We start from the raw sequence: 14727 nt of genomic DNA on the forward strand, positions 1-14727 counted from the left end.
AACCTCTCAGCCCAAATATCCCTGCTGAAGCCCTTTTTCATACTTCTGCCGGACCTTGACGGAAATTTCTGCCGGAGTTATGACACCGTCTTCGTCCTTGTCGAATCCGGAGTTTTGCTCATAGGTTTTCGCTCCGCGACGAAACAATGCTTCGCCCGGGTCCATACCTATCGCTACGGGGTACAGGATGGCCATATAAATGTCTTCCAGCGTCTTCAGCTTGCCCTTATACGGCAGGAAGTATTTTTCGACATAATCCAGCTGTTTTTCCGCAGTCATTTTTGCCAGCTCTTCTGTCGTGGTACCCAGCCCCCGAGCCGTCCTGGGCATAAACTGGATCAACCCCGTGGCACCACTGCCGGCTGCGTTTTTTATAGAGGGGCTGAACGTTTCGCCGGTTTCAAAGGCCATGCAGGACATCAGGAAATCCGGCGATATGCCGAGATTCACCGAGATCTGCCTGACCCTGGTCCTGAATGCGGCGGATACTTTGGCCCCCCAGGCGATAGCGCCGGAGGCCCCACGGCCGGCCGCTTCGCCAGCGGGCCTATTGCTCCGCGACGGGTGCACGGAAAAAGCGCCGCTAAAGTACGCGGGCCTCTCAGTCACATACCCCGCGCGAGGCTGCGCCATGTGGTACCGGCGACATCGACCCGCCCGTCGGGCCTGACGAAACCGACCACCCTCCTCTGAAAGTCCCTGATCCGGTCGAGCGTATGGGGACCGATCAGGCCCCAGCAGGGCCCAGGGAACACGGGTAGCCCGGTTTAGCAATTCCTGCACCAAATCTGACATCATCGGGGAAATTTCTGCCCTTGAGACCGACGGAACCGGTCAATTCGGCGAGAAACTTCGTATCCAACTCCTTAGAAATCCTGATGGGGTAAAGTGTAAAAAATAGGGGAGACTCAAAATGCGGAACTGTTCACAGGTAGGCCCTATCAGGGTCGGTTTCAATTGACTATACCTGCGCCCAAGTTGGTGGGTCCAGAGGCGTGATCGGGATAAACTATACGCTGTTCCCATTGCGGACTGCCGCGCCGGCAACACAGCTGCTTTTAACCTGAAGTCGAGATATGCCCAACCACCTTTCCCATCGCTTCTGCACCGCCCCACTGATGGACTGGAGTGACCGCCATTGCCGCTACATGTGGCGGCTGTTCAGCAGGCGCGCGCTGTTGTATACGGAGATGGTGACCACCGGCGCCATCCTGCACGGCGATCGCGAACGACACCTTCAATTCGACGCCGTTGAGCAGCCCCTGGCTCTACAGATCGGCGGCAGCGACCCGCGGGAGCTGGCGGAGTGTGCGCGCATCGCTGAGCAGTTGGGCTACAGCGAGGTCAACTTGAACTGCGGCTGCCCCAGCGACCGGGTGCAGTCCGGCCGCTTCGGCGCCTGCCTGATGGCCGAACCGGAACTGGTGGCCGACGGTCTGGCAGCGATGCGCGATGCGGTGTCCATTCCCGTCACGGTTAAGCACCGCATCGGTATCGACGACATGGAGGACTACACCGGCCTCACCCGCTTTGTAGAGGCACAGTCGGGCGTCGGCGCAATCACCTTTATCGTGCACGCGCGCAAGGCCTGGCTGAACGGCCTGAGCCCCAAGGAAAACCGGGAGATACCGCCCCTCGACCACCCGATGGTGTACCGGCTGAAGAGGGACTATCCGCAACTGGAAATCGTGCTCAATGGCGGCATCAACACCCTGGATGAGTGCCGGCAACATTTGCAGCACCTGGATGGTGTTATGCTCGGGCGTGCCGCCTACCAGCATCCAGCCCTGCTGGCCCGGGTTGACAGCGAACTCTTCGGCGAAGCGCCGGGGCCCACCGCCGCAGAGGTAGTGGAGCGCATGTTGCCCTATATTGAACGGGAACTGGGCCGAGGGGCGCGGCTGAACCACATCAGCCGGCATATGCTCGGGCTCTTCCAGGGGCTCCCGGGAGCGCGCCGTTTCCGCCGCCACCTGAGCGAACACGCCCACAAGAGCGGCGCCGGCCCGGAGGTGGTGGAACAGGCGCTGGCGCTGGTAAATCGGGCAGCATAATCCGTTTTGGAAGCTGTTTGGAGTCATGTAGGGAACTCTCCAGGGCCGAGTGGGGTCCCGGAAAGCAGTATCCATCCGGCCCCGCGCTGAAAACTCCAAACAGGCTCTCAAGGCGGGCACCAGGGTGGATTTGGTACAAGTATTAGAGGCCCGTTTCTGCGTATGCTTACCGATCCGCCGCCCGGTCAAAATCGGCCGGCGGGATCACCGATGAATATCGAGGAACGGGCAACATGAGAGGAAAGATGAACAAACTGGAACAACTCAGGCAGCGCAGCCAAGTGGTTGCGGATACCGGGGATATCGAGGCCATCCGCCGCTACCGCCCCCACGACGCCACCACCAACCCTTCGCTGCTGTTCAAGGCCGCACAACTGCCCCAGTACCGGGAGCATATCGCCGCGTCCCTGGCCTGGGCGCAAAACCATTCCGGCGACAGGGCGAAACTCGCGGCGATAAAGCTGGCGGTGGCCATCGGAGGCGAGATACTGCAGCTGGTGCCCGGAGTGGTGTCCACCGAGGTGGATGCGCGCCTGTCTTTCGACACCCGCGCCACCATCGATTACGCGCGCCGCCTGATCGCCCTCTACGAGCAGGCCGGTGTCGAGCGCGAGCGGGTGCTGATCAAGGTCGCGTCCACCTGGGAGGGCATCGCCGCTGCGGGAGTGCTGGAGCGCGAGGGCATTCACTGCAACCTGACCCTGCTGTTCAGTTTCTGCCAGGCGGTGGCCTGCGCAGAGGCCGGGGTGACACTGATCTCCCCATTTGTGGGCCGGATTCTCGACTGGCACAAGGCCAACAGCGGCCGGGATCACTACAGTCCGGAGGAGGACCCCGGGGTGGTATCGGTACGCGGCATCTACCAGTACTACAAGTCCCGCGACTACCCGACCATCGTGATGGGCGCCAGCTTCCGCAATACGGGGGAGATCGAAGCCCTGGCCGGCTGCGACCGCCTCACCATCAGCCCCCAGTTGCTGCAAGCTCTGGAGGAGGATCCCACGGCTCTGGCGGCGGGCTTGGAGACCGACGTGGAACGGGAGCCGCGCCCGGCACGGCCACTGAGTGAGGCGGAGTTCCGCTACCAATTGAACAACGACGCCATGGCCACCGAGAAGCTGGCAGAGGGCATCCGCAACTTCGTGCAGGACCAGGAGCGGCTGGAATCCCTGCTCCGGCAACAGATTGAGGGAGCGGCCAAAGACAATGCTGCAGCAAATTCGCAAGCTTTTTGAACAGATCGGCAGCAGCACCGACGTAGAGGTGCGCAACGAGCAGGATGTGCGCGTGATCAGCGCTGCTCTGCTCGCCGAAGTGGCGACAGTGGACCAGAACCTGGACCAGCGAGAGCAGGACACCCTGATCCGGTTGCTACAGGAGCATTATCACCTGGACGCCGACGATGCCGAACAGCTGGTGTACGACGCCCTGGCACGCCGCGACCAGGCCACCTCCCTGTTCGAGTTCACGCAGGCGGTCAACGAACGGCTCGACGAGCACAACAAGTATCTGCTGGTGCGCCAGATGTGGCAGGTGGCACTGGCAGACGAAGTGATCGAGACCTTCGAGGAACACCTGATCCGCCGCGTCGCGGAACTGGTCTATCTCCCCCACGGGCTGTTTACACGGGCGCGGGCAGAGGCGAGGGAGATGAAGAAGAATGATGAATGATGAATACGCGGTCTGATGCCGTGTCTGCCGGAGGAAATGGGGGCCGCGCCTTGACCACTGAAATAGCGGGATCGGGATTTACGGGCCGCGCAGTTTGCATATCCTATTCCGCATTCCGCATTCCGCATTCCGCATTCCGCATTCATCATTAAAAATCAGTGCATGCGCGCGGAGGGCTTGGCGGGTTCGGATTCGAGTTCCAGAGTGTGCACCAGATCGCGAAAGGTCTCGGCGTTGTGTTCGTTCATGCTCATCAACACCCGGTGCGCTTCCAGTACCTTCTCGCGCGCGGCACATTCGTCCGGGGTTTTACATTGCAGCGGCTTGGGCTGGGTGCGGTAGTTGCGGTGTTCGCCGCTGACCTCGATCAGCGCATCGAAGCCCATGGCGTCCAGCAGGTGGCGGATACCCTTGTCGGCGCTCAGGGCGAGGGGTTTGCGGCAGCCGCGCTCCAGCGCGCGAATGGCGATTTTCGCCATCAACCCCAGGGTGGTGCTGTCCACACCCTCGGCATCGTGCAGATCGAAGATCACATCCTTGAAATCGTTGTGCGCGAACATGTCGTTGATGAAATTATCAAAAGAAGTGCACAGGTTGAGGCGCACATCACCCGCCAGCTTGATGACGTAGATGCCTTTGTGGGCTCCAACCATTATTTGCCCAGACTGCATAACAACCTCTGGCACACCCTATGAGCGGCAATTGCACCGCTGGCATGGATGGCGAAAGTTCACTTTTGGAGAACCACCATTTCAAATGCGGGAAACATTTAAATTAGTGCATAAAGTAGGCAGAGCTTACTCCTGACCTGAGAGGCAGGCAAGAGGTAACTAACATCGCACAAAACGGACTGGATGGTCAGGAACTCCGGTCGGTTTCGGTAGCCTCACCCTGCCGCAGGGTAAGGAGAGTGATATCGTCCGGCAGAGCCTCGAAAGAGCCCACATGCAGGGCGGTACACAGGCTGTCCAGATCACCGCCGCTCCGGTCGATCGCCTGCAGAAGCTTGTCCTCGCGCTCGAGTAGGTCGGCACCTTCGATCAACTCCAGTACACCATCAGAACAGGCCACCAGACGCCAGTTCTCAGGCAGGCTGGCGCACAGCACCTGCCAGTCGCCCTGTTCGAACAGCCCGAGCGGGCGGCCCTTACCGGGCAACCACTCGGCGCCTGCGGCAGTCACTATCACCGGCATGGGCACTTGGCCTGCCACCGCATAGTGCAACTTCCGTGCGCGGCAGTCGACCGCTCCCACGAACATGCTGGCGTGCTTGTCCAGGCGGGTGGACAGCAGTTCTCTGTTGATCATGCTGAGGACGTCCAGCAGGTCCTGATCGAGGGTATCCAACTGAGAGAATAGTGGGCGCTCCCGCAGGAGGTGCATGATGCTGTGCTTGATCAGCGCGGTGACCAGCGCGGAAGAGACCCCGTGGCCGGACACATCCACCAGGTAAAAGGCCACGAAACGCTCGCCGAACAGCCCGTAATCGACGAAATCTCCGCTCAGGTAGAGGGAGGGAAACAGCCGGAAAGCGGCCTCAATATTCCCCGGGTAGCGATAGGGGGTACGCGGCAGCAGATGCTGCTGTAGCAGGCGCCCCGCCTGCTGGTCCCGCTGCAGCACTTCCACATGCTCGCGCAGTTCGCGATTGCGCCGCTCCAGCTCCTCCCGATATTCGACGTTCTGCTGCGCCAGGGTATCCGCGTGGGTGATGCGGCAGATCGCATGGTCGAGCGCTCCCACGTTCTCCAAGGGTTTGAGCAGGTAGTCGCTGGCCCCCAGACGCAGGGCCTGCACCACGTCTTTCACCTCGCTGTTGGACGCCAGCACTACCACCGGCGTTTCCGGGGATAGCTGCTTGATCTGGCGCAACACTTCCAGGCCGCTCATATCCGGCAGATGCAGATCGGTGATCACCAGTTCGAACAGGCGCGGGGCAAACTGACCGAGGGCTTCGCCACCATTCTGCGCAATGGTCACCGCAAATCCCAGACGCGCCAGAGCGCGCCGCACGAAGTCGCGCGACGGCTCGTCGGCGTCGATCAGTAGCAGTGTCCGGCGGCCAGCCACGGGGCGGCTCGGGAAGGCAGTGCCAGCGGGAAGGGGTCAGAATTCGTAGTCGTCATCGAGATCGCCGCCGAAGTCATCCTCCAGCTCACCGTCGTTGATCAGGTATTCGCGCCGCTGCAGGTAGGCATCGCGCAGCAATACGTAGCGGTCGCCCTGCAGCAGCATCTCGGCCTTGAGTAGACCGGCGCGCTTCTGAATCATGTCGGTAAAATAGAGGCTGTTGCGGGTGGCGGTGTGATCCACGTAGCTGATCGGATCTGTATAGTAATCCACCACTCTCGCCGGACCGTCCCGCAGGGTGGAGGGTCCGAACAGCGGCACCACCAGGTAAGGGCCAGACGGCATCCCCCAGGTGGCCAGGGTCTGGCCGAAGTCCTCGCCATCGCTGGGCTCCAGCCCGATGTGTTCAGCCACGTCGAACAACCCGGCGATACCGACGGTGGTATTGATCAGAAAACGTCCGGCGTCGTTACCCGCCTGTCCCCACTTCCACTGCAGGATGCTGTTGGTGGTATTGGTGACTTCGCGCAGGTTGCCGAAAAAGTTACTGACCCCGGCCTGCATGAAGATCGGCGTGATCTGGCGATAACTCACGGCCACCGGTTTGAGCACCCAGCGATCGGCGGTGTCGTTGAAGCGGAATACCGCGCGGTTGAAGCCCTCCCAGGGGTCCCGGTCCGCGGCCTCCTGCCCTTCCCCTTCGGCGAATTCTTCAGCGGGATCAAAGCCGTACTCGTCTTCCAGGCTGGAAGACCCGTCTTCACCATCTGAAGCCTCCGCGGCTCCCTCGGCAAAAGGATCCCCACCTTCGTCGGCGCCGGTGGACGCCGGTGCCGTGGTGGAAGCCTCCGGCTCCACCTCCGCAAAGGGGTCCTCCGCTGCCCGTGCCAACACCGGCATCGCAGCCAGGGTGGCGGCGAAAAACCAGGGTGAAATAACTGTGCGTCCTAGCAAAGCCCAGCTCCTCTCTTTCTCTGCCTTTATCTTGGCAGGGATTCTAACGCCCCCAGGAACCATAAACTACCCTCGCCAGCATAGCATTCGATGGCAAAATTCGATCGAATTGATCGAAACAGTGACGATATTGTCAGACTTTGAGCCCGGCGAGAATATCCAGACGCAACAGCCTTTCCAGCAGTTCCCGCCCGAACTCCAGCAACGCGGCGGTATCCGGGTGGCGCATTTCCGCCGCCAGGGTCTCCAGCAATTGCCGTCCGCAATGTTCTCCCTCTCCCGCCAATTGCAGCAGCCGCGCGGTGACCCCGTTGGCCTCCATAAAGCCCACCTCGTCGGCGCGATCGCGATAAACCAGCAGGAATGTGGGGGATTGCGGTGGCTCCGGGGGTTGATAGGCGGGACCGATGCGATGCACGGGAAAGCGGTAACTGAGGCTCCATACCAGGGGGGAGACCACCGGAATCGACGCCAGCACGTCCCCGCTGCAGGCGAGCCCGACCGGAAATTCCTCTCCACTCACATCCAGCGCCAGCTCCACCCACTCATAGTGGGCCAGCTCCAGCAGGAAGGCAGGGTCCTCTTCCCTGTGTCCCCGCTCATTCTGCAGGTAGTGCAGAAACTCTTCGCTGATCTGCAGGAAATAGGGGCTCCGGGAGGCGTGGCAGCGCACGAAATCCCGCACCATCCGGTGCCAGGGCTCATCCGCATAGAGACTGCGCAGCACCGGAAAGCCGCCGCTGATGAAGGATTCGATATTGTTGTAGATCAGCTCGCGGTAGATCCCCATGCGCCGGTCTTCCACAGACGGCGGCGCGGCGCACTGGTCCGGCGCGCGCAGATGGGCGGCGAAACAGCGTTGCAGCTCCCCGAAAGCCGGCTCTGCGCTTCGATCAGCGGAGGGCATGGAGGGGCTCCGCGACGGTATTCGCCTGCCGCTGCCTGATGAGTCTCACCTCTTCGAGCAGTTCCGGCAGCGGGGGGATATTGAAATCCCGCTCCAGCAGGGTGGGTATGGGGCCAAAGTTCTCGTAGGCCCGCTCCAGCAGCTGCCACACGGGATCGATCACCGGCGCGCCATGGGTGTCCACTTTCAAATCATCCGCCTCATCGAAGTGACCGGCGACATGGGCGTATCGGATGCGCTCCGCCGGCAGGCCGTACAGGAAGTCCAGCGGGTCGTAGCGATGGTTGATAGAGTTGACATAGATATTGTTCACATCCAGCAACAGGTCGCAGTCCGCCTCTTCCAGCACCGCATTGAGAAATTCCAGCTCGCTCATTTCCCTCTCCCCTTCCACCCTGGGCGCGGCGTAGTAGGAAACGTTTTCCATGGCGATGCGCTGCTCCAGCACGTCCTGCACCTGGCGGATGCGCCCGGCCACGTAGTGCACCGCCTCGCCGGTGAACGGAATGGGCAACAGGTCGTAGAGGTGTCCGTGGTCGGAGCAGTAGCTCAGGTGTTCGCTGTAGCAACGGATATTGTGTTGGCGGATAAACTGTCTGACCGATTTCACCAGCTCCAGATCCAGCGCCGCCGGCGAGCCGATAGACAGGGACAGCCCGTGAATCACGAAAGGAAAACGCTCGGTGTAATCGCGAAACCAGCGCCCGAACCGTCCGCCCACACCGATCCAGTTTTCCGGCGCCACTTCCAGAAAATCCACCGCCCCGGGCAACAGCTCCTCGCCCATCATGGAGCGGCGCAGCCCCAGGCCGGCGCCCTCTACCGGGTAGTTTCTATTCATAAGCGCGACTCCCGTTGCGGACGGAGCTCCGAAGAGCCCCGCCGCGGGATGCGGCCTCAGGCGCTGGGGTCTTCTTTCTTACCCTCACCGCACTTGCCTTCGCCGCATTTGCCTTCCTGCTTCTTGCCTTCGCCGCATTTGCCTTCGCCGCACTTACCTTCTTTTTTCTTGCCTTCTCCGCACTTGCCTTCGCCACACTTACCCTCTTGGCCCTTGTCGTCCATCATGGCGAGGTTGTAGCCGGAGGACAGCTCTTCCGCGGCAAAGGGGTTAGCGCTGCTGTCGGCGGACACACTTACGGAAGCGGATGCGAGGAAAGCCGCACCGACGGCCGCCGCCAAGGGGGAAAGATTCTTCTTGTTGCTCATAACGATTCTCCTGAGGTAGTAACCCTATCGAAAAACACGCCCGACGGCGCTAAAAATCGCCGTCCCGCGCAGTATACCGACTTTGCGAAGACGACAGTTGCGAATCCGACAGAGCCATGGCCAGAGGGTTTCGGCCGCCTGCCCGGTTATGTGAACTCTGTCTTGCTGTTAGTCGCCGGAATAAACGGATTCTTACAGAAAGACACAATATTTTCAGCCGAGGGGCGCGGCCTGCTCGATTTCCGACCACAGTTTGCCCAGGCGTTTGCCGGAGACCGGCATTAGGGTCTTCAGGGACTGGGCGAAGAGGGAGATGCGGAACTCCTCCAGCAACCACCGGTACTGCACCAGTTGCGGTTCCGCTGCCAGCGCCCGCGGGGAGTGGCGCTCAACCAGGGCCAGGTAGGGCTCTGCGGATTTGTAGTATTCCGCCTGCAGGCGGCGATCGCGGTTGGGGTCCAGCGCGGCCTTTTCCAGGCGCAGCTCGATGCCCTTGAGGTAGCGCCCGTATTGGCGCAGCCATTCCAGCGGAGTATCGAACAGGCAACCGCGATAGAAAAGACCATTCAACTGCTGCTGGATATCCCCCACCGCCATGGCGACGGCGAGGTTCTTCAACTGCTTGATCTGTTTGCGCAGGGGGACCAGCTGCCCCAAGGCCTTGGTCAGCAGCTCCGCAATCTCCTGGGCCACGGATATCAGATCGACACTTTTCTCCAGCGCGCGCAGGAATTCCCCTTCGCTGCGCGGCCAGTTTTCATCCGCCCAGAACAGCTCCCGCGCGGCAGCCAGCAGGATATCGTCCGCGACCTCTTCGCGGCGGCCCAGGTCCGCGGCGGAGAGCCCCAACTCTTTGCCGCGCAGCAGTTCCTTGCGCAGGTATTTCACCGGTTCCGGCAGGTGCAGCAAGGCCAAGCGGCAAATACCGGCTCGGGAAAGGCGCCGCGCCTCCCCCGGGGTGTCGAGCAGTTTCAGCGATACGCTGTCTTTCCCCTCCACCAGGGCCGGGTAGGCGCGCACCTTGAGGGTACCCTGCTGCAGGGTGTGAGTCTGCGGCAGGTCGCCGAAATCCCAGCGGGTAATGCCGTCGCGTTCGAAGTCGTCCCCGGCACTGGCCAGTTCCTTTTGTACCCGGTCTTTATAGCGGGCCTGCAGTTCACCCAGGTTGCGGCCCTGGTCGAGCAGCTCGCCCTCCTCGTCCAATACCTGGATATTGAAACGGTAGAAATCCTCAAGTGACTGCTCGGCGGATTCCCAGGCGGAGTCCGGCAGCTGCTGCGCGGTCTGCCGATGCAATTCCTTCGCCAGGCTCTGCCACAGTGGCGTATTGTCCGGCTGCAGCTTCGGCAGCGCCCGATCCACCGCCGCCGGTACCGGTACGAAAACCTTGCGCCACTGTTTGGGCAGCGTCTTGACCAGGGCGATGCACTTGTCGCGCAGCAGCCCCGGCACCAGCCAGGACAGGCGCGCCGCGGGCACCTGATGCAGCGCACCCACCGGTACATGAATACTCACGCCATCGGCGGCGCTACCCGGTTCGAAGTGATAGCTGAGCGGGTATTCGATACCGCCCGCCACCAGCGTATCGGGAAACTGCGCCTCGCCCACATGGGTGGCGGTGTGCTGCATCAGCAGTTCCCGGGGGACGAACAATAGCTGTGGATCTTTTTCCTCAGCCTGTTTACGCCAGCGCTCGAAGCCCGCCAGGTTGACGATATCCTGTGGAAGCCGCTCGTCGAAGAACTGGTAGATCACTTGGTCGTCCACCAGGATATCCCGGCGGCGCGACTTGGCCTCCAAGTCTTCCAGCTCCCGCAATAACTCGCCGTAGTGGTGAAAGAATTTTCCTTTGCCTCGGTACTTCTGCTCCACCAACGCCTCGCGGATAAAAACTTCGCGCGCGGTCTGCGGGTCCAGCTTGCCGTAGTGAATGCGGCGTTTCTCCACCAGTAACAGGCCGTAGAGGGATATCTTCTCGTAGGCCATCACCTGGCCCTTGCGCGCGTCGTAGTGGGGCTCAGAGTAATTGCGCTTCACCAGGTGTTCCGCGACGGCCAGCACCCACTCCGGTTCTATCTTCGCCACCGTGTGCGCGAACAGCCGGCTGGTCTCCAGCAACTGTGCCGTCACCACCCAGCGCGGCGGTTTCTTGAACTGGCCGGAGCCGGGAAAGATATGGAAGCGGCGGTTGCGGCAGCCGATGAATTCCTTGTTTTCGTCGCGCACGCCGATATTGCCCAGCAGGCCGGGCAGTATCGCACTGTGTATCGATTGATAGTCCGCAGGCTCATGGTTTTCGCGCAGTTTCAGCTCCCGGCAGGCCACGCGCAGTTGGTGGTGGATGTCCCGCCACTCGCGCATGCGCTGCCAGGACAGGAAATTTTTCTGGCACCACTTGCGCAGCTGGTTCTGGCTCAATTCCTGGCGCTGGGTTTCAAATGCATCCCACAATTGCACCAGGGAGAGAAAATCCGACTGCTCGTGCTGCCACTGTTTGTGCTTTTCGTCCGCTGCCTGGCGCTTTTCCGCCGGGCGCTCGCGGGGGTCCTGCACTGCCATTGCACTGACGATCACCAGCAGCTCGCGCAGGCTGCCGTTTTCACCGGCGGCCAGCAGCATACGGCCGAGGCGCGGGTCCAGCGGCAGTCGCGAGAGGGCGCGACCCGGGGGAGTCACCCGCCCGCGGTCGTCCACTGCATGCAGTTCCTGCAGTAATTTGTAGCCGTCGTTGATCAGCCGCTGGTCCGGCGGGTCCACGAAGGGGAAGTCGCGGATATCGCCGATTTTCAGTTGCAGCATCTGCAGAATCACCGCGGCCAAATTGGTGCGCAGGATTTCCGCATCAGTAAATTCCGGCCGCTTTAGGAAATCGTCCTCCTCGTAGAGGCGCACGCAGACACCGGCACTGACCCGACCGCAGCGACCGGCGCGCTGGTTGGCGCTGGCCTGGGAGATGGCCTCCACCGGCAGCCGCTGGATTTTGCTGCGGTAGCTGTAGCGGCTAATGCGCGCGGTGCCGGGGTCGATCACATAGCGGATGCCGGGCACGGTAATGGAGGTCTCCGCCACGTTGGTGGCGAGGACGATGCGCCGGCCGCGGTGGCCGTGAAACACCTTGTTCTGCTCCGCCAGGCTCAGGCGGGCGTAGAGTGGCAGTATTTCCAGTTGCGGAAGCTGTGCGTCCCTCAGCACCTTGTGGCACTCGCGAATTTCCCGCTCGCCGCTCATAAACACCAGGATATCGCCACCGGCGTGCCGGCCACCGGGGTGCCGGCCACCACTCCTGCCGCTGGACTTCTCCTCGTGCAGCAGTTCCTCCACAGCGGCGAGCACCTGTTCGTTGAGATCCTGGTCGCGGTCCGCCGGCGGACGGTAATGGATATCCACCGGATAGGTGCGCCCGGAGACCTCGATCACCGGTGCGTCGCCGAAATGTTGGGAAAATTTTTCCAGGTCGATGGTGGCGGAAGTGATGATCAGCTTGAGGTCCGGGCGCTTGGGCAGAAGGGTTTTCAGGTAGCCCAGCAGGAAGTCGATATTGAGGCTGCGTTCGTGGGCCTCGTCGATGATCAGCGTGTCGTATTTGTTCAACAGCGGGTCGCGCTGGATTTCCGCCAGCAGTATGCCGTCGGTCATCAGCTTGATATGGGTGTGCTCGGTGCTCTGATCGGTAAAACGCACCTGGTAGCCCACCGACTGCCCCAGTGGCTGCCCCAGCTCCTCGGCGATGCGATTGGCGACGGTGCGCGCGGCGATGCGGCGCGGCTGGGTGTGGCCTATCTGGCCGAAAATACCACGGCCCAGCTCCAGGCAGATCTTGGGCAACTGAGTGGTCTTGCCGGAGCCTGTCTCACCAGCCACCACCACCACTTGGTGATAGGCGATCAGTTCAGCGATCTCGGCCCGCCGCGCCACCACCGGCAGGTCTTCCGGCCAGCGCGCTACCGGCAGTTTCCGCCGCCGCTCCTCCGCCAGCGCCCGCGAGGCCTGCAGCTGCTCCTCCAGTTGGGCGAGCATCCGGTCCGCCGGCTTGCCCTCTTTCAGACGCCGGCGTACGGCGTCGAGGGTTTTGCGCAGGCGCTGGCGGTCCCTCCCCATACATTGGGGGATCTGCTCTGCCAGGGAATCAACTTCACTCATCGGGCACCGAAAATCATCGAAAACGGCGGATTATAACAGCCGCTTGGCGCTGAACTATACTGAACTCGATAACGCCTTCCTCTAGTTTGTAGGTTGTAGGAGCGGCCGTTGGCCGCGATAAATTTGCCGAAAACAAATTTGCACAGCCCTGCGAGCCATAGGGTGTAGCAAGCCAGCGGCGGGCCTGCGGCCCGCAAGCCGAGCTGGAGCTCGGCGTCCCCGGGGGCCGCTCCTACAGAAAGATCGCGCTGTGGACGGTGGTCTTCTGGGCCGGTTTCGAGCAGGCCGCCGGCTCCATGAACCTGTTCGCGAAGTACAATACCGACCTGATGATCGGCGGCTGGGAGATGCCCGCCAGCTGGCTGCAGATGGTCAACCCGCTGTTTATCATTATTCTCGCCCCGGTGATCGCCAGCATCTGGGTGGGCCTGATGATGGGGTTGTGGTTCGCGTTTATCGGCATAGCCAACAAGGGCGCGGCGGAAATCGGCAAGCTGGTGGGGGAAACCGGGCCCCTGGCCACTTTCGGCGGTGTGGCCGTGGCGGCAATAGGGGCTGGCATCTTGTTGTATTTCCTACGCGAGAAGCTGGTGGACTGGATGCACGGTGTGGAAGCAGTACACCTGAAGGTAGGGGATTCCACCAGGGAGGAAGTGGGCATCACCGCGGATCACGAGGGAATGCCGCCCCGCCACTTCAACCCTTAGACGCCAGGAAGTCAGGGACCAAAGCAGACAGCTGATTTCCGGCCCATACAATGGTGATGACATACCCGGCTTGAAAATATACTTCAGCAGCCAGCTCCATACCCCGGGGAAAACAGTGATGGAGTCCCTCCTCCAACTGCAACATCAAAATACCTCGGCCTAAATCCACTGAAGTGACTTTTGCAATTTCGAATCCGAAATATCTGCCCACCAAAGGATAAAGCGCCTTAAAGAGGCTTTCCTTCGCAGAAAATACCGCTGTGAACACCTTTTCATACGCCGCACCACTTTCCTCCATCACCGTCCTCTCATGTCGATCTATGATTTTTCTCTCTATATTGCGGATCACCTCGTTGCCAATCCAATCCTCCATATCCACACCGACATAGCGCAACCCGCGTTTTGAACCGACAGCACAAAAGGCCCTATCGGACGTATGGCTGATAGACCCCACAAAACCCGGTTTCCATTGAGGACATCTATTCTTAACGGAGGAAGAAAGGACAGAACTGAAATCAGGTCGCTCCCCCACCAAGCGAGAAAAACCCGTTTTTGCCGCAATTCTTCCCGCCAGAAATTCTGACTTTCTACCCGCCGCGGAATCTTTCAGCCATTCCGGGCAGTCGACTCCGAACAATTCAAACATGGCATCGCGGAAATTCTCGCGGGAAAAACGGACCTCAACCAATATGCCGGGAAAATCAACATCCTCAACTACGGAGCGCTCCCCGACAAAGGCCGAGGGCGGCCCGCCCTCCGATAGCGGAAACAACTCTCTCAGGAAGGGATAAATGCTTTTATATTGCACCTGGCATTCTCAAAACGATTATTTCCTTTGACGGTAGTACCTGCTCAGGTCGACATTTCCGGCGCTGCCACAACCGACAAGCCCCTGAGACACATTATTCTTTGCTTTACGCGCCACTTGTGCAGCAGTGCCCTTCGAAGCCAATAGCAAAGTGAAAAAAGCACTGTGCTTGAAAAATTCACGCCTATCCATTCTTTGTCCTCATCT

At 60.8% G+C, this 14727-nt stretch carries 13 protein-coding genes; 4 read left to right on the top strand and 9 right to left on the bottom strand.

The window, feature by feature from the left end; translation table 11 throughout:
- Positions 1–6: 6 nt before the first annotated feature.
- Positions 7–450 (bottom strand): lytic transglycosylase domain-containing protein, encoded by a 444-nt coding sequence (locus tag FHS09_RS22885; RefSeq protein WP_246395014.1) that lies wholly within the window; start codon positions 448–450, stop codon positions 7–9.
- 626 nt (positions 451–1076) lie between these two features.
- On the opposite strand from FHS09_RS22885, the gene dusA reads away from it, so the two are divergent.
- The 3 genes from dusA to FHS09_RS13460 all read left to right on the top strand — a co-directional run bounded on the left by dusA (position 1077) and on the right by FHS09_RS13460 (position 3725).
- Positions 1077–2054 (top strand): tRNA dihydrouridine(20/20a) synthase DusA, encoded by a 978-nt coding sequence (gene dusA / locus FHS09_RS13450; protein WP_183460733.1) that lies wholly within the window; start codon positions 1077–1079, stop codon positions 2052–2054.
- Positions 2055–2299: 245 nt separating this feature from the next.
- The gene (gene tal / locus FHS09_RS13455) at positions 2300–3289 is read left to right on the top strand and encodes a transaldolase (RefSeq protein ID WP_183460735.1); all 990 of its coding nucleotides are present in this window, start codon (positions 2300–2302) and stop codon (positions 3287–3289) included.
- Complete coding sequence (locus tag FHS09_RS13460) at positions 3261–3725, top strand: tellurite resistance TerB family protein (RefSeq protein ID WP_183460737.1); 465 nt, start codon at positions 3261–3263, stop codon at positions 3723–3725. Before tal ends, FHS09_RS13460 begins: the two co-directional genes overlap by 29 nt.
- A gap of 155 nt (positions 3726–3880) precedes the next feature.
- On the opposite strand, the gene FHS09_RS13465 is transcribed toward FHS09_RS13460, so the two are convergent.
- The 7 genes from FHS09_RS13465 to hrpA form a co-directional block, all read right to left on the bottom strand.
- Positions 3881–4396 carry an STAS domain-containing protein gene (locus FHS09_RS13465; protein ID WP_183460739.1) on the bottom strand — a complete coding sequence of 172 codons (516 nt, stop codon included), beginning with the start codon at positions 4394–4396 and terminating at the stop codon, positions 3881–3883.
- A gap of 187 nt (positions 4397–4583) precedes the next feature.
- A complete protein-coding gene (locus FHS09_RS13470) occupies positions 4584–5795 on the bottom strand; it encodes a SpoIIE family protein phosphatase (protein WP_183460741.1) in 1212 nt (403 codons plus the stop codon).
- A 36-nt stretch (positions 5796–5831) separates the two neighbouring features.
- Positions 5832–6749 carry an MlaA family lipoprotein gene (locus FHS09_RS13475; RefSeq protein WP_246395016.1) on the bottom strand — a complete coding sequence of 306 codons (918 nt, stop codon included), beginning with the start codon at positions 6747–6749 and terminating at the stop codon, positions 5832–5834.
- Between the two features lie 133 nt (positions 6750–6882).
- The gene (locus FHS09_RS13480; protein WP_183460743.1) at positions 6883–7656 is read right to left on the bottom strand and encodes an HvfC family RiPP maturation protein; all 774 of its coding nucleotides are present in this window, start codon (positions 7654–7656) and stop codon (positions 6883–6885) included.
- Positions 7643–8497 carry an HvfB family MNIO-type RiPP peptide maturase gene (locus FHS09_RS13485; RefSeq protein WP_183460745.1) on the bottom strand — a complete coding sequence of 285 codons (855 nt, stop codon included), beginning with the start codon at positions 8495–8497 and terminating at the stop codon, positions 7643–7645. Before FHS09_RS13485 ends, FHS09_RS13480 begins: the two co-directional genes overlap by 14 nt.
- A 56-nt stretch (positions 8498–8553) precedes the next feature.
- Positions 8554–8865 (bottom strand): HvfA family oxazolone/thioamide-modified RiPP metallophore, encoded by a 312-nt coding sequence (locus FHS09_RS13490; protein ID WP_183460747.1) that lies wholly within the window; start codon positions 8863–8865, stop codon positions 8554–8556.
- Positions 8866–9078: 213 nt separating this feature from the next.
- On the bottom strand, positions 9079–13005 hold the full coding sequence (gene hrpA, locus FHS09_RS13495) for an ATP-dependent RNA helicase HrpA (protein WP_183460749.1): 3927 nt from the start codon (positions 13003–13005) through the stop codon (positions 9079–9081).
- A gap of 248 nt (positions 13006–13253) precedes the next feature.
- On the opposite strand from hrpA, the gene FHS09_RS13500 reads away from it, so the two are divergent.
- Complete coding sequence (locus FHS09_RS13500; protein ID WP_281383147.1) at positions 13254–13712, top strand: POT-type proton-dependent oligopeptide transporter; 459 nt, start codon at positions 13254–13256, stop codon at positions 13710–13712.
- Here the strand turns inward: FHS09_RS13500 and FHS09_RS13505 are convergent.
- The gene (locus FHS09_RS13505) at positions 13702–14520 is read right to left on the bottom strand and encodes a 4'-phosphopantetheinyl transferase superfamily protein (protein WP_183460751.1); all 819 of its coding nucleotides are present in this window, start codon (positions 14518–14520) and stop codon (positions 13702–13704) included. The genes FHS09_RS13500 and FHS09_RS13505 overlap by 11 nt on opposite strands.
- Positions 14521–14727: the final 207 nt, after the last annotated feature.

The organism is Microbulbifer rhizosphaerae (assembly GCF_014191725.1).
GTDB lineage: Bacteria > Pseudomonadota > Gammaproteobacteria > Pseudomonadales > Cellvibrionaceae > Microbulbifer > Microbulbifer rhizosphaerae.

Bases quoted from the DNA above. Each gene is read 5' to 3' on its own strand.
- dusA (WP_183460733.1), top strand. From the start codon at position 1,077: ATGCCCAACCACCTTTCCCATCGCTTCTGCACCGCCCCACTGATGGAC.
- tal (WP_183460735.1), top strand. From the start codon at position 2,300: ATGAACAAACTGGAACAACTCAGGCAGCGCAGCCAAGTGGTTGCGGAT.
- FHS09_RS13460 (WP_183460737.1), top strand. From the start codon at position 3,261: ATGCTGCAGCAAATTCGCAAGCTTTTTGAACAGATCGGCAGCAGCACC.
- FHS09_RS13465 (WP_183460739.1), bottom strand. From the start codon at position 4,396: ATGCAGTCTGGGCAAATAATGGTTGGAGCCCACAAAGGCATCTACGTC.
- FHS09_RS13480 (WP_183460743.1), bottom strand. From the start codon at position 7,656: ATGCCCTCCGCTGATCGAAGCGCAGAGCCGGCTTTCGGGGAGCTGCAA.
- FHS09_RS13485 (WP_183460745.1), bottom strand. From the start codon at position 8,497: ATGAATAGAAACTACCCGGTAGAGGGCGCCGGCCTGGGGCTGCGCCGC.
- FHS09_RS13490 (WP_183460747.1), bottom strand. From the start codon at position 8,865: ATGAGCAACAAGAAGAATCTTTCCCCCTTGGCGGCGGCCGTCGGTGCG.
- hrpA (WP_183460749.1), bottom strand. From the start codon at position 13,005: ATGAGTGAAGTTGATTCCCTGGCAGAGCAGATCCCCCAATGTATGGGG.